The 22,188-nt window shown below is 40.7% G+C and carries 23 protein-coding genes and 2 tRNA genes; 5 read left to right on the top strand and 20 right to left on the bottom strand.

The window, feature by feature from the left end:
• Window positions 1-228: 228 nt before the first annotated feature.
• Window positions 229-1,563: an NADP-specific glutamate dehydrogenase gene (gene gdhA / locus C5745_RS11680; protein ID WP_105717191.1), complete on the top strand. Its 1,335-nt coding sequence runs from the start codon at window positions 229-231 to the stop codon at window positions 1,561-1,563.
• 71 nt (window positions 1,564-1,634) lie between these two features.
• Entirely contained in the window at window positions 1,635-1,880 is a 246-nt protein-coding gene (locus C5745_RS11685; RefSeq protein ID WP_105717192.1) for a hypothetical protein, read from the top strand.
• A gap of 294 nt (window positions 1,881-2,174) precedes the next feature.
• On the opposite strand, the gene C5745_RS11690 is transcribed toward C5745_RS11685, so the two are convergent.
• The 8 genes from C5745_RS11690 to C5745_RS11725 are packed head-to-tail and all read right to left on the bottom strand — an operon-like array spanning window position 2,175 to window position 11,535.
• Window positions 2,175-2,804, bottom strand: a complete 630-nt coding sequence (locus C5745_RS11690; protein ID WP_105717193.1) for a gluconate 2-dehydrogenase subunit 3 family protein — start codon at window positions 2,802-2,804, stop codon at window positions 2,175-2,177.
• A gap of 16 nt (window positions 2,805-2,820) precedes the next feature.
• Window positions 2,821-4,248, bottom strand: a complete 1,428-nt coding sequence (locus tag C5745_RS11695) for a Gfo/Idh/MocA family protein (RefSeq protein ID WP_207795789.1) — start codon at window positions 4,246-4,248, stop codon at window positions 2,821-2,823.
• 29 nt (window positions 4,249-4,277) lie between these two features.
• Entirely contained in the window at window positions 4,278-5,960 is a 1,683-nt protein-coding gene (locus tag C5745_RS11700) for a GMC oxidoreductase (RefSeq protein ID WP_105717195.1), read from the bottom strand.
• Between the two features lie 28 nt (window positions 5,961-5,988).
• Complete coding sequence (locus tag C5745_RS11705; RefSeq protein WP_105717196.1) at window positions 5,989-7,233, bottom strand: MFS transporter; 1,245 nt, start codon at window positions 7,231-7,233, stop codon at window positions 5,989-5,991.
• Window positions 7,234-7,291: 58 nt separating this feature from the next.
• On the bottom strand, window positions 7,292-8,203 hold the full coding sequence (locus C5745_RS11710; protein ID WP_105717197.1) for a hydroxypyruvate isomerase family protein: 912 nt from the start codon (window positions 8,201-8,203) through the stop codon (window positions 7,292-7,294).
• A gap of 10 nt (window positions 8,204-8,213) precedes the next feature.
• Entirely contained in the window at window positions 8,214-9,209 is a 996-nt protein-coding gene (locus tag C5745_RS11715; RefSeq protein WP_105717198.1) for an FAD:protein FMN transferase, read from the bottom strand.
• A 3-nt stretch (window positions 9,210-9,212) separates the two neighbouring features.
• On the bottom strand, window positions 9,213-10,526 hold the full coding sequence (locus C5745_RS11720; RefSeq protein WP_105717199.1) for a Gfo/Idh/MocA family protein: 1,314 nt from the start codon (window positions 10,524-10,526) through the stop codon (window positions 9,213-9,215).
• Window positions 10,527-10,551: 25 nt separating this feature from the next.
• Complete coding sequence (locus C5745_RS11725; RefSeq protein ID WP_243403326.1) at window positions 10,552-11,535, bottom strand: formylglycine-generating enzyme family protein; 984 nt, start codon at window positions 11,533-11,535, stop codon at window positions 10,552-10,554.
• 219 nt (window positions 11,536-11,754) lie between these two features.
• Between C5745_RS11725 and C5745_RS11730 the strand changes: the two genes are divergently transcribed.
• Window positions 11,755-12,882, top strand: a complete 1,128-nt coding sequence (locus tag C5745_RS11730; protein ID WP_243403327.1) for an acyloxyacyl hydrolase — start codon at window positions 11,755-11,757, stop codon at window positions 12,880-12,882.
• 280 nt (window positions 12,883-13,162) lie between these two features.
• Here C5745_RS11730 and C5745_RS11740 read toward each other — a convergent pair whose 3' ends face one another.
• The 6 genes from C5745_RS11740 to C5745_RS11760 form a co-directional block, all read right to left on the bottom strand.
• On the bottom strand, window positions 13,163-13,762 hold the full coding sequence (locus C5745_RS11740; RefSeq protein ID WP_133166342.1) for a hypothetical protein: 600 nt from the start codon (window positions 13,760-13,762) through the stop codon (window positions 13,163-13,165).
• Window positions 13,763-13,772: 10 nt separating this feature from the next.
• A complete protein-coding gene (locus C5745_RS20640) occupies window positions 13,773-14,171 on the bottom strand; it encodes a hypothetical protein (protein ID WP_243403328.1) in 399 nt (132 codons plus the stop codon).
• A gap of 30 nt (window positions 14,172-14,201) precedes the next feature.
• The gene (locus tag C5745_RS20645) at window positions 14,202-14,534 is read right to left on the bottom strand and encodes a hypothetical protein (protein WP_243403329.1); all 333 of its coding nucleotides are present in this window, start codon (window positions 14,532-14,534) and stop codon (window positions 14,202-14,204) included.
• Between the two features lie 33 nt (window positions 14,535-14,567).
• Window positions 14,568-15,410, bottom strand: a complete 843-nt coding sequence (gene pyrF, locus C5745_RS11750; protein WP_105717204.1) for an orotidine-5'-phosphate decarboxylase — start codon at window positions 15,408-15,410, stop codon at window positions 14,568-14,570.
• 2 nt (window positions 15,411-15,412) lie between these two features.
• On the bottom strand, window positions 15,413-16,021 hold the full coding sequence (locus C5745_RS11755; protein WP_105717205.1) for a TlpA family protein disulfide reductase: 609 nt from the start codon (window positions 16,019-16,021) through the stop codon (window positions 15,413-15,415).
• Window positions 16,022-16,095: 74 nt separating this feature from the next.
• Window positions 16,096-16,839: an RluA family pseudouridine synthase gene (locus C5745_RS11760; protein ID WP_105717206.1), complete on the bottom strand. Its 744-nt coding sequence runs from the start codon at window positions 16,837-16,839 to the stop codon at window positions 16,096-16,098.
• A gap of 82 nt (window positions 16,840-16,921) precedes the next feature.
• Here C5745_RS11760 and panB point away from each other — a divergent pair, with 82 nt between their 5' ends.
• Window positions 16,922-17,737 carry a 3-methyl-2-oxobutanoate hydroxymethyltransferase gene (panB, locus tag C5745_RS11765; protein ID WP_105717207.1) on the top strand — a complete coding sequence of 272 codons (816 nt, stop codon included), beginning with the start codon at window positions 16,922-16,924 and terminating at the stop codon, window positions 17,735-17,737.
• Between the two features lie 27 nt (window positions 17,738-17,764).
• Window positions 17,765-18,376, top strand: a complete 612-nt coding sequence (locus C5745_RS11770) for a hypothetical protein (protein WP_105717208.1) — start codon at window positions 17,765-17,767, stop codon at window positions 18,374-18,376.
• A gap of 5 nt (window positions 18,377-18,381) precedes the next feature.
• Here the strand turns inward: C5745_RS11770 and obgE are convergent, their stop codons facing one another.
• The 6 genes from obgE to C5745_RS11800 all read right to left on the bottom strand — a co-directional run bounded on the left by obgE (window position 18,382) and on the right by C5745_RS11800 (window position 21,908).
• Window positions 18,382-19,380, bottom strand: a complete 999-nt coding sequence (obgE, locus tag C5745_RS11775) for a GTPase ObgE (RefSeq protein WP_105717209.1) — start codon at window positions 19,378-19,380, stop codon at window positions 18,382-18,384.
• 34 nt (window positions 19,381-19,414) lie between these two features.
• Complete coding sequence (locus C5745_RS11780; protein ID WP_105717210.1) at window positions 19,415-19,984, bottom strand: adenylate kinase; 570 nt, start codon at window positions 19,982-19,984, stop codon at window positions 19,415-19,417.
• Window positions 19,985-20,043: 59 nt separating this feature from the next.
• A tRNA-Arg gene (locus C5745_RS11785) sits at window positions 20,044-20,117 on the bottom strand.
• Window positions 20,118-20,311: 194 nt separating this feature from the next.
• Entirely contained in the window at window positions 20,312-20,983 is a 672-nt protein-coding gene (locus C5745_RS11790; protein ID WP_105717211.1) for a hypothetical protein, read from the bottom strand.
• Between the two features lie 81 nt (window positions 20,984-21,064).
• The gene (locus tag C5745_RS11795) at window positions 21,065-21,637 is read right to left on the bottom strand and encodes a Crp/Fnr family transcriptional regulator (RefSeq protein ID WP_105717212.1); all 573 of its coding nucleotides are present in this window, start codon (window positions 21,635-21,637) and stop codon (window positions 21,065-21,067) included.
• A 198-nt stretch (window positions 21,638-21,835) separates the two neighbouring features.
• A tRNA-Thr gene (locus C5745_RS11800) sits at window positions 21,836-21,908 on the bottom strand.
• Window positions 21,909-22,188 lie beyond the last annotated feature (280 nt).

Genomic DNA, 22,188 nt, shown 5'->3' on the forward strand with positions numbered 1-22,188 from the left:
GAAGCGAGATTGGGTAATTGGTGCCTAATCTCGCTTTTGTTTTGCGGCGTGAGCTAGAGAGGACGGAATGCAATTGTTTTTCTATTTAACATAATGTCAATTATGGTTCTTTTGAATAATGGTGAATTTTATACAACAGCGGTACGTTTTTCGCAGATATTCGCTATTTGTGAAATATTTTAATAAATTAGCAAGCTGAGGGAATATAAAAAACATAATTTCTAACAAATGTCACTTAACTTTAAAAAGTTTATCAAATACGTTGAGGATAGAAATCCAAACGAACCAGAGTTTTTACAAGCTGTTGCAGAGGTCACTGAAGATTTAGTGCCATACATCAATGAACGACATCCAACATGGAGCGACTTAAAAATATTAGAACGTATCGTTGAACCGGAACGTGTTATTTCTTTCAGGGTTACTTGGTTAAATGACAAAAATGAAGTTCAAGTCAACCGTGGATATCGTGTGCAAATGAATAGTGCAATAGGACCATATAAAGGTGGTCTTCGTTTCTCCCCCACTGTGAATCTCAGTATTCTTAAGTTTTTAGCTTTTGAGCAAGTTTTCAAAAATAGCCTAACTGGAATACCCCTTGGAGGTGGAAAAGGCGGTTCGGACTTTGATCCGAAAGGCAAGTCGAATATGGAAATTATGCGATTTTGTCAGAGTTTTATGACAGAGCTTTATCGCCATGTTGGAGCTGAAACAGACGTCCCGGCTGGAGATATAGGTGTAGGCGAACGTGAGGTCGGTTATATGTTTGGCCAATATAAGCGCATCCAAAATAACTTCACCGGTGTGTTGACCGGGAAAGGACAGCATTGGGGGGGCTCTTATATCCGCCCGGAAGCAACAGGATATGGTCTGCTTTATTTTGTCGAATGTATTTTTGAAAATATAGATGAACAAATAGCAGGAAAAACTATTGCTATTTCGGGAGCAGGTAATGTGGCCTACTATGCGGCCGAGAAAGCTATACATTTGGGTGCTAAGGTAATTTCTTTGTCGAATAGTACCGGAACATTGCATGATCCGGAAGGGCTAACGCTTGAAAAATTAACGTATGTTGGAACGCTAGGACGCGAGCTAGCAAAATACCCGCAAAAATTTAAGGCGGCATCTTTCCATGCGGATAAAAAGCCTTGGCACCTTAAATGTGATATCGCCCTTCCGTGCGCTACGCAAAATGAACTAGACCATGAAGATGCTAAATTGCTTGTTAAACAAGGTTGTGTATGTGTTGCTGAGGGTGCTAATATGCCGTCTACTGCAGACGCAATCAAGGTGTTTCATAAAGCAAAGATTCACTTTGCACCTGGTAAAGCAGCTAATGCAGGTGGTGTAGCTGTTTCGGGCCTAGAGATGTCGCAGAATTCGATCGGGCAGCAGTGGGCTACAGAGAAAGTAGACGCCCGATTGAAAGGAATTATGGGTAACATTCATAAAACTTGCCTTAAATATGGGAGAGAGGATGACGGATATATCAATTACTTAAAAGGTGCAAATATAGGAGGTTTCATTAAGGTGGCCGTAGCTATGAAAGCCCAAGGGTTGGTTTAATCCATACTTTCGCGTAAATTCGAAAGCTCCACAAGTATATTGTGGAGCTTTATTTTTATCTAATTTAATATATGAGAACAATTGCAGAACTCCCCCATCCCGATTGCAAAATATCTATTTTTTCAATGAACCAAAAGTTTATCGTTAAGTTCGAACAGGGGGCGCTTGAACAATCTTACAAGCTAGCTGAGACAGATATAGTTGGTGGCGTCAACGGCTTATTTGAGCTGTTGGATGAAACATTTATAAACGACGTGCTGAAACAATTTAAGGAGATGCGTCAGCTTTTTATTGACGCCTATAATAGATATGAATAAATTGTTTTCATTGCACCTGTAACACGCTGATAACTAATTGCGTATTCGTTTATTTTAATGTAAACAGAATAAAATTTGGCAAATAGTATGCGCCAGTGATTTTACCTGACCTTTATACGTAAATCAAATATTAAGCATATTGATATAACTATTTGATTTGAAATTACATATTATATCTGTCAAAATATTATTTGGTATAGAAATGTGGCCGGTGTGTTGTTGTAAACCAAACATCCAAACAGGATGTTGTTGTTTGGATGTTTGGTATTATTTGCATTAACTGTTATAAATGGTCTAAGGGGCAAATGCTCGATCTCCTTTTTTGTACGGATAGTTGCCGTCATATTTGCCCGGAATTTTAACGTAGCGTAATGCTTTCGTCATTCCGACCTCTGATGTGAAGAATCCGGTTAGTGTCAATTGCTTCAGCATATGGAAGAAATGGTTTGGAAGCTGTTCGATTTCTTCTGGACTCTTTCCGGTCTTTTCTGCGTCTTCGTTCAATTCTCGTTGTTTGTCACCTCTTTCTTTTTGGAATTCTTTCGCTTCTTTATCTAAGATATTAACAAACTGCAATTGGTCATCTTTTGATAACTCTTGGAATTTTTTACCAAATTCTTTTTTTGCCCTGTCGTCTATTCCATCTAAACCTTCCAAAAATGCTTTTTGGTCATGCGGATCATAACAGTCCCGGATCATCACCGGAATAAACTCGCCAACGCCAGCTTCCTTCGCTCCGGGCGTAGAAGTTTGAGGTAGAATTGCTTCCGCAAGATCTCCTAAAAAATTCACATTATCTTTTTCGAACAACACGGCCACATCCTTAGAAGCGGGCCTTGTACACCCTTCCAAGAATAAATTGGCTCCGATAACAGAACCGCCGATCAGCATGGCCACACGTTGAATTGCTTCTCTTCTATTCATCTTAACTCATTTGAAATTAAATACTATAATCTATTTCCCACCCTTGGCGATATTCACGCTTCACAAACTGATTTACAAGGTCAAAATTGCTCACTTTCATTTTGTCCTTATCCCATAACAATTTAAGATTTCTGCCTGGGAACTTGCCGTCAACCTTGAGATCCGCACCGCGAATCGCCAAATTCGCCATCAGAATAGCTTCTGTAAGCGGACCCGAAATATCAAATGGTGCACTGACTTCCATATTCCCATATCCTGCAATACAAGCCTCTACCCATTGCGCGTAATGTCCACTTGCTTTGCCCGGAACGCGTGCATATTTCTGCGCCACACTTTCTTTACGACTGGTAGGTAACAAACGGGCATTATCTCCATACGTGTCAGCCAATAGTTTACCCTTTGTGCCTATAAAGAGAATACCGTTACCGCCATCGCCAAAAATCTCGTTAGGCTCTAGTTCGTCTGGACGGGCAGGCTGTATGCCACCATCCATCCAGTGTAGTGTAACTGGCCCCGCGGTTTTTTCCGTTTTCGGAAATGTCATCGTAACATGGCTTGACGGTGGACAACTCTCAGGGAAATAACCTCGTTTGAATTCATCAACGTAAATTGTCCCGACAGAGGCCTGTACATCCTGCACATACTGAAGCCCTAAGGTACTAAATGGCACTTCTAATAGATGGCATCCCATGTCGCCTAATGCCCCTGTCCCATAATCCCACCAGCCGCGCCAGTTGAATGGCACCAGCTTTTCAATATAGTCTTTATAGGGAGCTGTTCCTAACCAGAGATCCCAATCTAATTCGTTTGGCACGGGAGCCGTCTGCGTTGGCCAAGGTATCCCCGAAGGCCACACGGGCCTATCCGTCCAACAATAGATCGTGTGTACGTCCCCTATTAAGCCAGCTTCGTACCATTCTCTAATTTCACGAGGGCCATCGTTGGACGCCCCTTGGTTTCCCATTTGTGTTACGACTTTATATTTTTTTGCTGCATCTGTTAACACACGCGCTTCCCAAACATCATGTGTCAAGGGTTTTTGTACATATACATGCTTGCCTAACTCCATTGCCGCTAAAGTTTGGATAGCGTGATTGTGATCGGGTGTAGAAATAGAGATCGCATCGATATGTTTATGTTCTTTATCCAACATTTCACGGTAATCTCTGTAATATTTCGCTTTTGGAAAGCTTTTTACCGCCCCAGCTGCACGACGGTCGTCTACATCACATAAAAAAGCGATTTCCGCTTTTCCACTTTTGTGAAAAGACATAATATCTCCATAGCCTTTACCTCCAACTCCTATTCCAGCGATAGATAATTTGTCGCTCGGAGCAACGAATCCTTGTCCACCCAGTACATGACGAGGAACAATCATAAAACTAGCGGCAGCTAATGTTGCACTTTTGATAAAATTTCTCCTTGAATTACTTGTTTCTTTCATGATTTGACATTTTAATGTTTTAAACAGATTTACAGATTTCCCTTCTTCAACTCGCTAACAGCAAAATCAACTGCGCGTGCTGTTAATGCCATATAGGTTAATGACGGGTTGACACAAGATGCTGATGTCATTGCTGCACCATCTGTAACAAATACATTTTTCGCATCCCACACCTGGTTATTTTTATTTAGTACCGAGTTTTTCGGATCAGTTCCCATACGGGCCGTACCCATCTCATGAATCCCCTGGCCGAATCCATAGGTGTTATCGTAGGTTCTGACGTTTTTTACACCAATTTTCTCCAACATCTCTTTCATCTCCTCCATCATGTCCGGTCGCATCTTCCATTCATTATCTTTAATTTCCATGTCCATGGCCAAGACAGGTAGGCCCCATTTATCTTTTTTATCCTTATCCAGATAAATTCGGTTTTCATGGTACGGTAGAATTTCTCCAAAAGCGGTGAACCCAACACTCCAATTTCCGGGCTCCAACATGGCGTCTTTCCACTCCCCACCAACGCTCATTTCTGCGACCTCGCCAGACCATCTACCACGGCTGGCAGCGCCTTGATAACCAAATCCGCGTACATAGTCACGTTGTTTATTGTCACCCGGCACATTCACAAATCTAGGGACATACAGTCCAGTTGGTCGTCGCCCAAAGATATATTTATCTTCGTATCCCTCTACAACACCGTTCGCTCCACAGCGAAAATGGTGATCCATAGCGTTATGTCCGAGTTCGCCAGAGCTACTTCCCAAACCTCCTTCCCAAATATCTGTAGCGGAGTTCATCAATACCCAAGTTGAATTAAAAGCCGAAGCACATACGAATACAACTTTTGCATAAAATTCGTACGTTTTGTTTGTTTCTGCATCCACAATTTCTACGCCTGTCGCTTTTTGCGTATCCTTGTCGTACAAAATCCGTGTTACGATAGAGAACGGACGAAGCGTCAAGTTACCTGTTGCCATAGACGGCGGCAATGTAGAAGATTGCGTACTAAAATACGCACCGAAATTACATCCTAATGAACACTGGTTTTGGTATTGACAATTAACCCGGCCATGGTGGGGTTTTGTAATATTGGCTGTACGGCCCATAATAAAATGGCGTTTACCTCCATACTCTTTTTGCAGCCGGGCAGCAAGATCTTTTTCCACTACGTTAAAATCCATGGGTGGAAGAAAATCACCATCCGGCAATACATCCAAACCATCTCGATTACCAGAAATGCCGGCCCATTTCTCAGCATAACTGTACCAAGGTGCAATATCTGCATATCGAATAGGCCAATCGGTACCATGCCCGTCCTTGATATTCGCTTCGAAATCTAAATCAGAAAAGCGATAACTTTGACGACCCCACATTAGGGAGCGACCACCTACATGATACCCTCGATACCAGTCAAATCGTTTAACCTCTGTATAAGGACTCTCCTTTTCATTTACCCAAAAGTCAAGATTTCTCTCATTTAGTGGATAGTCGCGCTTTAATACAGGATAGTCTTTTTCCATCTGTTTAGTACGTCCTCCTCTATGTGGATACTCCCAAGTGTGCTTGTTTGCGTGATAGTCTTTTATATGCTCAACATTTCGTCCGCGTTCTAACATGATGGTTTTCAATCCTTTCTCCGTCAACTCTTTCGCTGCCCAACCACCACTGATGCCTGATCCGATGACAATTGCATCATAAATATTATCTGCCATACTTTTCTATTTTTTTAATTTGTTTGCGTTATACTGTTTTGTTCTCTACTTTCTCGTCTTTAAATAAAATCATGAATAAGATCATGACAACAAATGCGATACCGGCCGGCACGATCCATGTTTGTTGCCAAAATGCAGCTACATCTGTTTCTTTTACATTTTGGTATTTGTCTCCGATAAAACCGGCAACCCAAAAGCCTATCAGCTGCCCCACGCCGTATGTCGCTAAAGTAATCAGTCCTTGAGCAGCGCTTTTATATTTCACTCCCGCTTTACTATCGGTATAAATCTGACCCGAAACAAAGAAAAAATCGTAGCATATACCATGCAATGCTATACCGATAATTAACATGAATGACAAATCGCCAGCATTTCCATATGCAAACAAGAGGTAACGTACCACCCATGCCAGCATACCAATCAGAATGGTCTTTTTAAAGCCGAATCGGACGAATAACACCGGTAGCAACAGTAAGAATACGGCTTCTGAAACCTGTCCAATAGCCATTTTTCCCGTTGCATTTGATAAGCCAATTTCTACCAAGAATGGATTGGCGTTCGAATAATAAAAAGCTAATGGTATACATATTAGGATAGATGAAATAAAGAAAATCAAAAAATTTCTATCTTTTAATAGCTTTATGGCATCTAATCCAATGATAGAAGCAAATGATGGTTTTTCTGCGGAATCTACTTTTATCGGAGGTGTTTTAGGTAAAGTGAAAGAGAATAGTCCCAGTACCGCAGATGCAATACCTGCCATCAAAAAGGTGTTTCGTAGAGCGCCGTCTTGTGCACCTTCGGGTGAGTCCCATCGAAATAAGAAGCTAATAGCCAAACCAGCTATAATCCATCCAATTGTACCCCATACACGAATGCTCGAAAATTGAGTTTCCGGATTTGTTAGCTGTCTGAAAGAAACCGAGTTTACCAACGCCAATGTGGGCATATAAAGAATCATATACACTAAAACGTATGGATAAAAAGTAGCTATATCGGCAGCCTTATACATCTGGAACATCAGCACTGCACCAACTAAATGTAATATAGCCAGAATTCTCTCCGCATTAAAATATCGATCTGCGATCATACCAATGATGAAGGGCGCAATAATAGCACCTAGCGATTGTGTCGAAAATACGTTAGAAATCTGAAACGGTTCAGCTTGTAAATTTTGAATCAAGAAAGTTCCTAATGTTACGAACCATGCCCCCCAAATAAAAAACTCAAGGAACATCATGAAAGACAGTTTAAATCTTATGGATGTTGACATCTGATATAGGTTTATTTTGTATAAATATATTACTTCTCTTTTATATTATATAATGCGCTCAAAAATTGTCGACTTCACGATAGGCGTTTACTAAAGCTCTTTCTCCCTCTACACCCGATTTCGACATCCCATGTTCCATTCCCACAATACCGGTATATCCCTTTTCTTTCAACCATTTGAATACATTCTTATAGTTGATCTCCCCCGTGGTAGGTTCCTTTCGTCCCGGATTATCTCCTACTTGAATATAAGCAATTTCGCTCCAACAGAGATTCATGAGGTTGATAAGATTGCCCTCATTTTTTTGTTGATGATAAGCATCATATAAGATTTTACAAGACGGGCTTCCTACCGCTTTACAAATCTCATATGTTTGATCGGTATAACGAAGAAATAAATCCGGTGTATCGCTTAATGGCTCTAACACCATCGTAATACCGTGCGGTTCAAAAATTTCGGCACCCCGTTTTAAACCTTCTACCACGTTAGCCGTTTGCACCCCTATGGGTAAATTACGTTGATAGTTGCCGGGAACAACTGTCACCCATTTGGCGTTGACACGTTTTGCGGCCTCTACAGATTGTTTACATCCATCCAAAAAAATATCAACATGTTCCTGTTTTCCAGCAGCTAATGTGTTCGCTCCATTTCCACCTTTTGGGACAACAAACACCCCCATACGCATGCCTAATCGTGCTAAGGTCTCTCCTATCTTTGTTTGTTCTTCTACGGGCCTTGTAGGTAAACCATTGTCTTCGATACTACGGAAACCCAATTCGTACATGTATTTGATTTCGTCTACGAAATTTTTACCTGCCGTTGCGGAGAACATACCTTGATGCGGAGCATAATCTAGTTGGAAGGTCGCCCCTTCTTTATTTTGTTTTGTCGCCGCCACAACTTCATTACCTAAAATAGCTGTACCTCCGATAAACGCTGCACCGCTTTTTATAAAATCTGCTCGTTTCATTATATTAAATTTAATTGGTTGATTGTTTCTTTACGTATCGATTAAAGCCTGCTGAAAAAGCTTCTTTAAACCGGCCGTTGTCCTTATAAATAATATAGATGTCGATGTCCTCGAGGCTATTTGCTAAACTTATACCTGCCTCCGGCGTCATCGCCATAAATACGTTGTCATAGCCATCCGCATCCATCGCCGTAGACGCCACAACCGTCACGCTCGCTACATTATTCTGTACCGGATAACCGTCACGCGGATTTATATGGTGATGAATGCGACGTCCTTCTAAATCGAATGCTCGCCTATAGTTCCCGGATGTGGTCACCGCTTTATCCGTCAGTTGCAATATGATATTTGAATACTTAGCATCCTGCGGGCTTTCGATGGCTATCTCAAATGGAATGTTAACATCTTTATAACCTTTTACTTTTATTTCACCGCCTAGTTCAACCAAGTAACTTTCAATTCCTTTGCTGTCCAATAATCTAGAGATAACATCTACGGAATATCCTTGCGCTATACCATTTAAATCTAGTCTCACCCGTTTATCATTCTTAATTAGCGTATTTCCCTCTAAAATAAGTTTATCCATGCCTACGAATTGTAATATGCTATCAATCGTATGTGGTTGCGGAAATGTATTGATGCGATTAGGTCCAAACCCCCAAAGTCCTACAAGAGGCATTACCGTAATATCAAATAATCCATTAGATATCCTATTTATATAAAATGAGCGTTTCACAACATTTGCCATATGCTCATCTAATTCTAATTTTCTGTCTGCTTCATTAAAAGCTGTAATGAGCGATTGATTATTATATAACGACATCGAGTTGTCAATAACGTTCAATACGCTGTCGATCTCTATTTTAGAAACGAAGGAGTTTGGTGCATAGTATTGAATATTATAAGATGTGCCTTGAGCCTGTCCATCAATAACGAATTTAGATTGTTGGGCATAAACCAGACAGCTCAGCGTTATTAAACACGGTATGAGTGCACCTTTTAACACGTTCTAGATATAAAGACCGGTGTTTTTTCCCGGGATAGCGAAAGGATATTCACCATTTTCATTCGGAATAATTTTAGGCAATGCATTCCAAGCATATATATCGGGAGACAAGTCGACCTCTGAGGAAACTGCTTCATTCCATTTGATTACTTTGCCTGTATAACATGCTATTCTGCCGATAATACCCGTAAGTGTACTATATGCTCCATGCTGTGTGTCGTCGAAAGCATATTCGTTCTTAGCAATCGCCGCAAAAAGTTCTCTATGTTCCTGTTGATAAGCGTTTGGATTGCCTTTGGGGTCGTGGCGGTATAACTCATTTCCCTTGGCATCCCACAATACTGCTTGGTTGCTCGCCGAAAGGTATGCGCGACCATTTGTCGCCTGAAAGGTTTCGTCTACCCGATTGGACACACCCTCAAAATGCCTACATTGGCTATATACCACAGTGCCATCATCATATGTAAGTTCAATGGCGAAATTGTCATAGATTTCCCCATAATCCTTACCTGTACGATGTGCTCGACTACCTGTACCTTGAATAGAAACCGGATACTTTCCTTTCACCCAGTTGGCGATGTCGATGTTATGGACATGTTGTTCGACAATATGGTCCCCACAAAGCCAATTGAAATAAAACCAATTCCGCATTTGATATTCCATTTCAGTTTGTTCTGGTTTTCGGGGCCGAACCCATACTCCGCCACTATTCCAGTAAACCTGTCCGGAAACCACATCGCCGATGGCGCCATCCTGTATGCGTTTAATTGCTTCTCGATAATTGGTTTGGTAACGGCGTTGCAAACCCACGACTACGTTTAACTTCTTCTTTTTGGCTTCCTCTGCTGCAGCGAGCACCTTTCTTATACCCGGAATGTCGACGGCGACGGGCTTCTCCATAAAAATATGTTTGCCGGCTTTCACAGCTTCTTCGAAATGTATTGGACGAAATCCCGGAGGCGTGGTCAGTAATACGACATCCGCATCCTTAATGGCTGCTTTATAGGCATCAAAACCAACGTATTTACGACTTTCCGGTACATCAATTTTTTCGCCAAACTTTTCTTTTAAGGTTTTGTAAGTGGACTCTAGGTTGTCTTGGAAGGCATCCGCCATCGCCACCAGTTTAATGTTTTGCCCTGACGCAAAGGCATCGAAGGTAGCACCGGTGCCACGCCCGCCACAACCGATCAACGCAATTTTGATAACGTCGCTTCCAGCGGCGAATACACTAGATACCGGCGTAGACGATAATACAGCCGCGCCCGTTAGAGCCGACCCTGCTTTAATAAAATCTCTTCTTTTAAAATGTTGCATTAGTTTAGGTGTTATAATCTATTCATTAAAAATCTTTGATAGGATCTTGATTGTAGTAAGCCATAATCTCTCCTTGCGTCGGTGCATTCATTGGTCGAACAAGACGTAGCCCCACGAACGGTGCTTCTGGAAACCACCAATTAGATTTTGGTATTTGCGGATCCAGCTGCTTCCACATAGGATCAGAAGCCATGCGGGCAGCGGATCGAAGCGCACCAGCTTGACTATCGAAAGCGCCACCCCTTACACTATGGGGGTAAAGCGCTGTGGGGATAGCAACAGGGTTTTTAGCAGTTTTACCCTCAAACTGTTCGTAATAGTTCGGGATATATTGATCAAACGTCCATTCAGCCACATTCCCGGCCATATCATACAAACCCCAACGATTTGGTTTTTTCTGCCCGACAGGCGCAGTCCTATTGTTGCTGTTTGCTGCGAACCACGCGTATTCGTTTATTTGTGTAGTGTCTTCGCCAAAAAAGTATTCCGATGTGGATCCTGCCCGACACGCATACTCCCATTCAGCCTCTGTGGGTAAGCGGTAAAATACTCCGGTCCGCGTATAAAGCCATTTGCAAAATTGAATAGCATTATAGTGCGTCATCGCCAGCGCTGGATGTCCTTCCTTACCCATACCAAAAGTCATATCCAAATAAGGTTTTGTAGGTCGTGTCACAGCATCCACTTCGGCGGCTACGGTACCATTCATTGCGATAGTTTGCTCTAAGTCTTTGTAAACAAAAGGCTCATATAAATCCCAGGTAACTTCATAAGTACCCATCCAAAACGGATCAAGTTCCACTTGATGAGTAGGCTTTTCATCTTCTTTTTCAGATTTATCACTTCCCATGATAAATCTTCCTCCGGGAATAGCCTCCATAGAAAACTCCAATTGGGTACCCTCTATTTTCTGGATGTAACGCTCGTGCTTTTCCTGTGCTTTTAAAATGAGGTTAGCAACTACGAACGCGAAAACAAACACATTGATCTTTACAATTTGCATTGTCATTAATCTAGATTTTTTATAAATCGGAATTAAATATAGGAATAATATTGTAAAAAATACACTAAGTCCATTTTACAACAATCAAGTTACAAAAAAAGATAGTCTGTGATATATGGATAATATGACTGAAATATCACTAATTCAAGGGTGAGGGACCTCTTCTGGCATTATAAAAAGTAATATATTTGCCAACCTAAAATTATTGGTTTTAAAAAAAAGGTATTGAAAAAGGTATTTTTTACATTCTTATTATTAGTGGCTTCTTTTTGCCTTCGAGCACAAATGGATTCTAGTGCATTAGTGCAGAAAAATCCGTTGGTTATCGAATTGGAAATGGAGAATGGCGGGATATTGGCAGCAAAGGATATACGACGAACAACTTTTGAAAGTGCGTATTATAACGGAATAAACCTGAAAATAGGTTGGAAAATGCAAAAATCGAACGACCAGTACTTCACATTATATAACAACCCCATTTATGGAATCGGTTTCTACAGTAGTACGTTCAACACCGACATTATTGGAAGTCCTTACGCCGTCTATGGATTTGTGCAATCTCCTTTTGGGAACTTAACAAATAAGCGTTGGGGGTTCGACTATCGTATAGGACTCGGTATTTCCGGTAATTTTAGACCTTACGATCCAGAGAACAACCCGCTGAATGTTGTAATTGGCGCAAAGAATAACGTTTTCATCGATCTTGGTATACGAAGCCAATATAAAATTAATCCAAACTGGCGTATTGGACTAGGCTTGGCCTATCATCACTTTTCAAACGGTGCTCTTCGGCTGCCAAACAAAGGCGTAAATTTAGTTCCGCTAACAGCATCCGTTACATATCAACCGAATGATCATTCTATCCTCCCCGACAAGAGCAATATAGCACCCTATAGCGACAAAATACTATACCATATTAACTATGGTGCCGGCTGGAAACAATTAGATAAAGATAAAGATGAACGTTTTTTAAAAACTACTTTAAGCGCTTACGCCAGTAAGTTTGTATCACATAAATGGAGAATGGGAGGCGGTGTCGATTTATTTTACTCTTCCTCGGGAAATTACGATGAAATAGCGGGAGACAACAGCGGTAAATTAAGTGCAAAGCTATCCGGCGGACCATCTTTTTATTTAGTGCATGTATTGAACCGTAATCTGGTACTAAATGGAAACGTGGGTTACTATATCCATAAACAATATTTCAATGGAGAGATAAACCGTATCTTTCTAAGAGCAGGGGCGCGGTATTATGTTTATAAAGACTTTAATGCTGGCATCTCTATCAAAGCCCACAAAGGAAAGGCTGACTTCATCGAATGGACGGTTGGGTATACGTTTAATAGGGATTAAGTGGTTTCTTCATTTTTCCTTGATGAAAAAATGAAGAAAAAAAATCAAGGCCGATTTAGTCCACACTCACAGTAACTCTTTATTAATCGCGTTTGATCACGCATATGTACCACCCCATCTTTAACATTTAATGTCGCATCCGAATATTTGAAGTTTGTAGCAATCCTCCCTTGCACGGACCGTTGTTTCAAATATTCGAAGCGACGAGGTTTACCTTCGGTGAGCTCCACTTCGTTCCGGTTTTGCTTCTTTTTCACGGGGAAAAAGAAGATAAAAAAAATTACATTACTAATTTCCCGATGCTTTTCGCCAAATTTCTGTCTACCGTAATATAACCTGGATAGTAAATGTTGCTATTTCCGATTTTAATAGACGGTTTTATTTTTAGGACAAGAAAACCTTCTCCCTTTCTTGTAAAAAGTTCATTTAATACATTTTCTACCCCTTTTTCTTTCGCGGTGCCGAAAATGTTAGCTTTAAACGTTAAGGGCACGACGGTGCTCTCACCAGTTGCTAAATGAAGATTTTCGTTCACCGTCCCTTCGAAAAGCGGTTTTCCTTGAATTTCAATTAAGTATTTAAAGGAATTAATTTTTGTCGTAGTTGTCGTGGGGTTACTGACTTTCATATTTATCCTCGCTTCTAAAGGTAAATCCTGTCGTAACATCGCCATGGCTATTCCCGGAAGGGACGCTAAATTCACACCATCTTTTCCTGTATAGCTATCCATGTCTCTGCCTGCTAAACGGATATCTTGCATCGATTCCACCGTATAGTTAAATTTAGCTAGCGCATCAATTTGGTTTTTGTTAATAGCACAGCCGCTCAATAATAATCCTATAAACATCATGCATAGGATATTGATATTCCTTCTTTTCATATCTAATTTATTACTTTGTTTTATTCCTTTTCCCACCAAAATGGTATGTAAACCCTAACGTAAATACAGCATTTCCTGCTTTTAAATAAGTGTTGTCCAACACGTTAAAATTAAAACCGTTTGTATACTGTATTTGAAAATTCTTATTCAATTCCATGCGTGTATAAAAAAGAGGCTCAATAAACAACGCTTCTTCTGTTGGACTAGCTAAATCGTTAATGGTAAAATCTTGCATAGCTACTCGGCTAGCACGGACAGCAGTACCATAATTTAATTCGCGAGGTTTACCAAATAGATTCAGCTTTTGTCGCCTTGTGGATGAATAATTTACCTGGACAAAAATTTTGTCAAAATCCACTATTCGCGTTTCTACCGGTATCATACCTACGGTAGAAGCTCGGCGATCCATCTCTGTCGAAGACCCGATACCATAGCCTGCTTATATTTCCAGTATCTGTCTTTTTTCCTTACCGATTCGGGTGAAATAACCAAGACCACCTTCTACCAAATGTTGTCTAAATAGTTCATTTTTGTTATTGTTACCACCTTGGTCAATGTAAGATCCATTCGCTATTATGGCTATATGATTTCCTACAGCAACCCCCACACTTCCGCTTAAATTTCCTTTAACATTGGCATGAACAGCAGCATGCACCTCTCCTTTTTCCTGAAACATAGGCGTTGCTGGCACATTGGGCATATATATCGAGCTACAGGAAGCAAAAAATAGCGCTAGAGGCAAGATGATAAGATATACGAATCGGATATACATAAGTTGTTGTTCTTATGCGCTAGCAATAAGTAATTATTGTGCCAGAATTATTTCGGCTCTTTCTAACTCTACCTGCATCTCCTTTTGTAGTTTTAAAGCTTCTTCCCGCGCACGCTCTGCAAAATCCTTTCCATCAGATGCATATATAATACCGCGCGTGCTGTTTACCAACAAACCACATTCTTTATTCATACCGTACTTACATACTTCCTGTAAAGAGCCTCCCTGTGCACCCACGCCTGGTACCAGAAGAAAGTAGTCTGGAACGTGTTTCCGTACGCTCAAAAAGCCTTCTCCTCGAGTCGCTCCTACTACAAACATCGTGTTTTCAGGTGTACCCCATGCTTTTACTTTGTCCAATACATATTCAAATAATTCCACGCCCGATGCATTGGTAAAGTTTTGAAAATCCCTACTTCCTGGATTGGAAGTCAACGCTAACACAATAGACCATTTGTTGGGTATGTCCAAAAATGGAATGACCGAGTCATGTCCCATGTATGGTGCTATCGTAAGCGCGTCAAAACCTAAGCCAGAGACATCTTCATCAAAAAAAGCTTTAGCATATCTAGTAGAAGTATTACCGATATCACCTCGCTTCGCATCGGCAATGCTCAGACAGTTTTTTGGTATTACTTCCCAAGTTTTTTGCAATGATTTCCAGCCCTTCACACCATAACATTCGTAAAAAGCGATGTTTGGCTTATATGCCACGCAAAGATCTTCAGTCGCCTCAATAATCGCTTTATTAAAAGAAAATATTGGATCTTCATCATCCAAAAGATGTGCCGGTATCTTGGCTAAATCCGTATCTAACCCTATGCACAAAAAACTTTTTTTAATTTTAATTTGCTGAATCAACGCTGCTCTGGTCATTCTTATCTATGAGTTAATTCTGTAATAAAGTCGGATACATCTGTGCGAGAATAATCCGCCATACCTTCATGGCGTGCAGCAATATTTCCTGTTTTATCCAAAATGACGGTCGTCGGGATAGCTCCCGCCAACCAATCGCTTGGAATCTGACTTTCAGGATAATAAACAGGCAAATCCATATCGCTTTCTTGCATAAAATCGCGTGCCTTCTCCTTCTCAGCTTCAATCTCGACAATGAGGAAAACTACTTGATCATTGTCCTTGAATTTATCTTTTAACACCTGGATAGAAGGCATTTCTGCCTTACAAGGAGGACACCAAGTCGCCCAAAAATTTAAGAAAACCACCTTCCCTTTTAAATCGGATATGCTCATCACCTCTCCGTTATCGTTCGAGAAAGCAACTCCAGCATAGCTGCTTTCCGAGGTAACTTCAAGTTCTGAGGTGTTTGTAGATACCTCCTCGGGTTTTTCCAGATTAGGTTTAAATAGGCCTATTTTCATCAAGCCTTGTTGTATCCAAGCACGTCCAGCCGGTAAGATCAGTAAAATGATCAATCCTACAAGGAGTACGTTGCTACCTATTTTCCAAAGTTTCTTTTTATCACTCATTTTATTTAGATTTTATCTCCGAGGCTAAGTCACTACATTATTAAGCTCATAACGCATCATAATAGATTGCGCCATTAGCTATCGAACTTCTCCAGTAATTTTAACAAGGTAGCAAAATCTTTCGGATACGGCGCTTCAAAACTGTATTCTCTCCCTTCGATAGAAAAACGAATTTGATGTGCATGCAAAGCAAAACGCTTCATAATAGGTTGTTCTTCTTCTCCTTTTGCCATTGTAAAACCTCTTTTCTTGATCTGAGACAAATAGACCGGTTTACCGCGATACATCTCATCGCCCACGATAGCCGCTCGCTGGGTCGCCAAATGGATACGAATCTGGTGCATACGACCAGTAATCGGTTTACACTCCACAAGCGTAAAATGTCTAAAGTGTTGTATTGAATTAAAAATAGTTTCGGCGGCTTTTCCATTAGTGCGATCGATGGACACATTTTTATTTCCCTGATTTAATATAGGCAAATTCACCAACAAATCTGTAAATGTATGTATACCATCGATAATTGCATGATATTTTTTATCTACACGTCTGCGTTCAAATTCAATAGAAACCAAACGATACGTTTCGGGGTTCTTCGCTAACAGAAGCAAGCCGGAAGTATCTTTATCTAAGCGGTGGCACACTTGAGCATCTGGATGGTACTTTTTAGCAAGACGTAAAATATTAACCTCATCTCCACTCCTGTTGTCCAGTGAAGCTACAAATGGCGGTTTATTGATGACAATTAAATCGTCGTCTTCAAAAAGGATGAGATCCTGAAATTTCGGAAATTTAAATAAACGATTGTCGCTTTTTTGCATAAACGCAAAAATACAGAAATACCTTTAACATCCTCGACTTCTATAACTTTTTATTAGCTTTGTCTCTTTAAACTACAAGCAAATGTCAGTAAATAAAATAGTCAAACGAGTAACCACAAATACCATTTTGGCAATGAAAGCAAATGGTGAAAAAGTTAGTATGCTCACGGCGTATGATTACTCTACTGCGCGTGCATTAGATGAAGCTGGAATCGACGTTTTACTGGTCGGCGATTCTGCCGCCAATGTTTTTGCGGGATATGAAACCACCTTGCCTATCACATTAGATCATATGATATACCACGCCAGTGCTGTAGCTAGGGGCGCGCAGCGAGCGCTAGTATTGGTTGATCTTCCCTTCGGCGAGTACCAGGGCACGCCGGAAGATGCTTTCAAATCGGCTGTCCGGATGATGAAAGAATCCGGTGCACATGCAGTGAAAATGGAAGGCGGGATTGAGATTCTGGATAATATTAAAAAGATTATTGATGCGGGTATTCCTGTATGCGGCCATTTGGGGCTTACGCCGCAATCTATTAATAAATTCGGCACGTTCGGTGTTCGTGCACAAGATGAGGCTGAAGCAGAAAAACTGAAATCAGACGCGCTGGAACTTCAAAAGCTAGGCTGCTTCGCTGTTGTTCTGGAAAAAATACCGGCAAAGCTCGCTAAGGAAGTCAGTGAATCACTTTCGATTCCTACTATTGGTATCGGCGCTGGAAATGGCTGTGACGGTCAAGTGCTGGTAGTTAATGATATGCTTGGATTCACCAAAGATTTTAAACCAAAGTTTTTAAGACGTTACATGGAAATGTACGATGGTATGGTGGAAGCGGCGACAAAATACGCAGAAGATGTAAAATCGGGAAACTATCCCAATGAATCTGAGCAATATTAACGAGCTTAATTTTTTCAAGATAGGGAGATGAAGATATTTATAATTATAGCATTAGTTGGACTTTTGGCCTATCTTATTGCCAGAAGGTTTATGTTGACAAGTGCGAGCAATACGTCAATTGTGAGAACTAATCAACACCAACGTTTTGTTGTGATAGATACTTCGCCTCAACTTATCAGTCGCGTAACAAAAAGTACCTTACGTACAGTTGGAATAGGTTTCTTACTTCTTTTGATCGCGTTGGTTCTGGGGATGAAAATTAAAATACTCTGGATACTTATGCCATTAGCTCTTTACCTTATTGGTCAACTTTTCGTTTACACGAATCATGTCAAGTCCACTAAGGATCAGCGCATCTATTTTAACGCCGCGACATATGAGGTGTTGGTCGATCACGTAAAAAATCAGCCGCTGTCTTTTAATTTGGTGAGCGACGTTGTGAGCGTATCCGAAATAAAGTCGGTACAGAAAAACCGGGATACACTATTTGGTTATTACAAAATTCGTTTAAAGCAAGGCACGATTGTTATCCCCTATTTAATCGAGCAAAACGAAAACAGTGTGAATAAACTCTTTTTTACGTACCTCAATGAAAATTTTAAGATCGAGGTAGAAAGTAAATTGTTCCCTATTATATAATCCTATCAATCGTTAAGTGCTCGCCAAATGTGATCTTTGAGCTGTTGGATATTTTTACCCGACACGGAAGATATGAAAATCGAAGGTATTCCTTTCGGTAACGTCTCAGCCATCTCCGATTCAAGCTCATCATCGAGCATATCTGATTTTGTAATTGCCAATAGGCGTGGCTTATCCATTAACTCAGGATTGTAAGCGGTTAATTCATTTAATAAAATTTGGTATTCTGCAGCAATGCTACGGTCGGTATCCGCAGGAATCATAAATAGTAAAACAGAATTACGCTCAATGTGTCGTAAAAACCGGTGTCCTAAACCTTTTCCCTGCGACGCTCCTTCAATAATCCCCGGGATATCGGCCATTACGAACGATCGGTTGTCACGGTAACCGACAATCCCAAGATTTGGCACCAAGGTAGTAAATGGATAATCTGCAATCTCAGGTTTTGCGGCCGATAAAACGGACAGCAGTGTAGATTTTCCAGCATTTGGGAACCCAACCAATCCGACATCTGCTAATACTTTTAATTCCAATATAATCCATTGCTCATGTCCCGGCATACCCGATTGTGCAAAGCGTGGTGTCTGCTGTGTGGCAGATTTAAAGTGCCAGTTACCCAACCCACCTTTACCACCAGGAGTCAATATCTTGGTTTCTCCGTCTTCTGTAACGTCAAATAAAATCTCTCCGGTTTCTGCGTCCTTGGCGACCGTTCCTAAGGGAACCTCCAATATTTCATCTTTACCGTTGGCCCCCGTACGTAAAGCGCTTAACCCTGGCCCGCCGTGTGCGGCGATGATATGTTTTCTGTACTTTAAATGGAGTAAGGTCCAATGTTGTGAAGAACCTTTTAGGATAATATGGCCACCACGGCCACCATCCCCACCGTCTGGTCCGCCTTTAGCCGTAAATTTGTCCCGATGTAGATGTGCGGAACCGGCTCCGCCATGCCCAGATCGACAACACACCTTCACATAATCCACGAAATTTGAACCCTGAGCCATATCCTACTATCTTATTTGTTACTTTGATCTCTAATTAATAGCTATCAATAATTGCTGTCAACGATTGGAAAATCGTATCAATCTCACCGATACCATTTATCTTGGACAACTTGCCCTGAGCCTCATAATACGGTAGTACGTGTATGGTTTTATTGAAATATTCCTCGATACGTTTCGTCAACTTATCGGCAGCATCATCTGCCCGACCGGATACTTCTTGACGTTTCGCAATACGTTGCTTTAACTCTACTTCGGTTACATCCAACGCCAACACACCGGTGATACGTTCATTGATTGATTCCATAAACTTGTCTAAAGCTTCTGCCTGTGCAACCGTACGAGGGAATCCATCAAAAATAAATCCTTTAGCGTGTGGATTTTTATTGATTTCCTCTTCCAGCATCGCGATAGTAATGGAGTCGGGAACAAGGTTACCGTCAGCAATAATCTGACTCACTTGCTGACCCAATGCTGTTTGGTCTTTGATATGAGCGCGAAATATATCGCCTGTGGAAATATGAACTAATTGGTATTTTTCAATGAGTTTTTCAGATTGGGTACCTTTCCCTGCACCGGGAGGACCGAATAAGACGAGGTTTAGCATAAGTGTTATTTTATGTTCAAAAAAAAGCCTAATCCCGATAAAGAATTAGGCTTCGCTTGTGCGCTCAAAGGGAGTCGAACCCCTAACCTCCTGATCCGTAGTCAGGTGCTCTATCCAGTTAAGCTATGAGCGCGGCAACCATCACATCTTGACATATTAGCCCGTTTTGTTTTGGTGATGCAAATATAGTTAAACAGAATGGCTATGCAAATTTTTTTTTATTTTCGTTATTAGGTGTAACTTTTATAACTATTAAAGGATGGGCTATTCGGAATGCTTTATCGCCAGTCAAACATACGCTCGATGACGAACAGGCCTTGATTTGAGCTAGGTCTTTTTTAGATTGAAAGTGTAGCCAATACTTGCGTTGATAATTAAAGGCGAGAACTTTATACCCGAAGCTAACGTCTTCAACTGTTCATTACTTCCCGTATTTCTATTTTGGTAATGGAACCTGTTGTTGTCAAAACGTGTGTCAACTGTGGGCCAAAACCTAATACTTGGTGCTACTGTAACGCCCTTAAGCACATTTCCTTTCTTTTTAAAAGGCTGGAAAAAACCGTACACTCCAAGCCCGACACTATAATTGTTGGGATCCGCTGCAACTCTATTGAAAGCAGTTTGAGGCTCACCTTTGTAGTAGAACTCAAAACTATGCCATTTGGATTCTACCCGTAAATTGAGCCACTCCGTCAGACGGTAGCCAATTCCGAACCCGGTTGAAAAAGGCATATACACCTCGACTCCCTGGTTTCGCAAATAATCGGGTAGTAAATTTCCTTGAAAATCCAGCGACATGCCGTGTGAATAATCGAAGACGAAACGACGGTAAATGTAATTTACCTCCAGGTTGAAGCCGCTCAATGCGACGGGCTGCGTAAGTCCAAAAACAACCGCAATTTTTTTATCACTATGCCATTGGGGGCTTTGTGCATGAATGTTTTGACTTATAAAAAGACTAAAAATAAGTATCAAAAAAGAACCTTTAATTTTTTTCATTGTTTACAGAGACTTAGTGTTTGATATCGCAAAGCTCAAAATCTCCGTGCAAGATTTCATTCACATTTGTGAAGAAATGATTTAATATATAAACTTTTTTCTAATCCTGCTTAACGATTGCGGTGCGACCCCTAAGTAACTGGCAATGTAATATTGAGGAATACGCTGAACGAGCTCAGGGTTGTCTTGGGCGAACTTAATGTACCTTTCGTTGGCTCGCAAATTTTGTAATTCGTCGTTTCTCGATAGCGACGAGAAAAATGCCTTTTCAATGATCTTTCGGGCTAACAACATAACGGTGGGCACTTCCTCGTACAGCTGCTGTAGTTTATCAAACGAGATAACCAGAATTTCAGTAGGCTCAATAGTCTTAATCGATATCGGCGATAAGTCCTGGTTGACAAAACTTTCATACTGTGTAATCCATTCACCTTCTTTTGCAAAGTCGCAAATAACTTGTCCGATATCCGCTATTTTGTAATACAAAACAATTCCTTTTTCAATAAAAGCCACGCTTCTACACAACTCTCCTTGCCTGATAAAATATTCGTCTTTTTCAAGTTTTTTATATTGAAAGAAACGCGCAAAATCTTCGATTTCAAACTCGCTGGGTATTTCTTTCTTTAATAAATTAAATAGGGTCGTTTCTATCATAGCGTCTTTGGAAATCCTTCGCGTCGTTAAATTGCATCAAATATATTCATCATTATGGATACAAACAACCTTGTGCGAACAAGTAAGTTTCGACTGAACAGACGTGCTCTTGTAATGTCTTTGACGAATCAGCGATTGTTTTGATCGCGGTCCTGTTGGCCCAGCCATAAAAAAAGCCCAACTTTCGTTGAGCTTTTGAGCCTCCTATCGGGATCGAACCAATGACCTACTGATTACAAGTCAGTTGCTCTACCAGCTGAGCTAAGGAGGCTTTTGAACCGTCTCCGATTCAGTGATGCAAATATCACAGTTCTATTTCGATTATCCAAATACTTTTTTAAAAAACTCATTGTATAGCATGTATAGATCATAAATGCAGACTATGAGATGCAAAACAAACAAGCTGGAAAGCAATTCATCGGTCATTTTGACATCTAAATATATTTTCACAAGACAAAATTTCTGATTTGTTCAATACAATCAAAAAGGCACTTAAATTGTTTACCAATAAAACGACGTCAAATAGCGTATTTACATAGATTAAAAAGATA

The organism is Sphingobacterium haloxyli (genome assembly GCF_002980525.1).
Lineage (GTDB): Bacteria > Bacteroidota > Bacteroidia > Sphingobacteriales > Sphingobacteriaceae > Sphingobacterium > Sphingobacterium haloxyli.

Excerpts from the sequence above, each read along its gene's own strand:
- gdhA (WP_105717191.1), top strand. The coding sequence starts at position 229 with ATGTCACTTAACTTTAAAAAGTTTATCAAATACGTTGAGGATAGAAAT.
- C5745_RS11685 (WP_105717192.1), top strand. The coding sequence starts at position 1,635 with ATGAGAACAATTGCAGAACTCCCCCATCCCGATTGCAAAATATCTATT.
- C5745_RS11690 (WP_105717193.1), bottom strand. The coding sequence starts at position 2,804 with ATGAATAGAAGAGAAGCAATTCAACGTGTGGCCATGCTGATCGGCGGT.
- C5745_RS11695 (WP_207795789.1), bottom strand. The coding sequence starts at position 4,248 with ATGAAAGAAACAAGTAATTCAAGGAGAAATTTTATCAAAAGTGCAACA.
- C5745_RS11700 (WP_105717195.1), bottom strand. The coding sequence starts at position 5,960 with ATGGCAGATAATATTTATGATGCAATTGTCATCGGATCAGGCATCAGT.
- C5745_RS11705 (WP_105717196.1), bottom strand. The coding sequence starts at position 7,233 with ATGTCAACATCCATAAGATTTAAACTGTCTTTCATGATGTTCCTTGAG.
- C5745_RS11710 (WP_105717197.1), bottom strand. The coding sequence starts at position 8,203 with ATGAAACGAGCAGATTTTATAAAAAGCGGTGCAGCGTTTATCGGAGGT.
- C5745_RS11720 (WP_105717199.1), bottom strand. The coding sequence starts at position 10,526 with ATGCAACATTTTAAAAGAAGAGATTTTATTAAAGCAGGGTCGGCTCTA.
- C5745_RS11725 (WP_243403326.1), bottom strand. The coding sequence starts at position 11,535 with ATGACAATGCAAATTGTAAAGATCAATGTGTTTGTTTTCGCGTTCGTA.
- C5745_RS11740 (WP_133166342.1), bottom strand. The coding sequence starts at position 13,762 with ATGAAAAGAAGGAATATCAATATCCTATGCATGATGTTTATAGGATTA.
- C5745_RS20640 (WP_243403328.1), bottom strand. The coding sequence starts at position 14,171 with ATGGATCGCCGAGCTTCTACCGTAGGTATGATACCGGTAGAAACGCGA.
- C5745_RS20645 (WP_243403329.1), bottom strand. The coding sequence starts at position 14,534 with ATGTATATCCGATTCGTATATCTTATCATCTTGCCTCTAGCGCTATTT.
- pyrF (WP_105717204.1), bottom strand. The coding sequence starts at position 15,410 with ATGACCAGAGCAGCGTTGATTCAGCAAATTAAAATTAAAAAAAGTTTT.
- C5745_RS11755 (WP_105717205.1), bottom strand. The coding sequence starts at position 16,021 with ATGAGTGATAAAAAGAAACTTTGGAAAATAGGTAGCAACGTACTCCTT.
- C5745_RS11760 (WP_105717206.1), bottom strand. The coding sequence starts at position 16,839 with ATGCAAAAAAGCGACAATCGTTTATTTAAATTTCCGAAATTTCAGGAT.
- panB (WP_105717207.1), top strand. The coding sequence starts at position 16,922 with ATGTCAGTAAATAAAATAGTCAAACGAGTAACCACAAATACCATTTTG.
- C5745_RS11770 (WP_105717208.1), top strand. The coding sequence starts at position 17,765 with ATGAAGATATTTATAATTATAGCATTAGTTGGACTTTTGGCCTATCTT.
- obgE (WP_105717209.1), bottom strand. The coding sequence starts at position 19,380 with ATGGCTCAGGGTTCAAATTTCGTGGATTATGTGAAGGTGTGTTGTCGA.
- C5745_RS11780 (WP_105717210.1), bottom strand. The coding sequence starts at position 19,984 with ATGCTAAACCTCGTCTTATTCGGTCCTCCCGGTGCAGGGAAAGGTACC.
- C5745_RS11790 (WP_105717211.1), bottom strand. The coding sequence starts at position 20,983 with ATGAAAAAAATTAAAGGTTCTTTTTTGATACTTATTTTTAGTCTTTTT.
- C5745_RS11795 (WP_105717212.1), bottom strand. The coding sequence starts at position 21,637 with ATGATAGAAACGACCCTATTTAATTTATTAAAGAAAGAAATACCCAGC.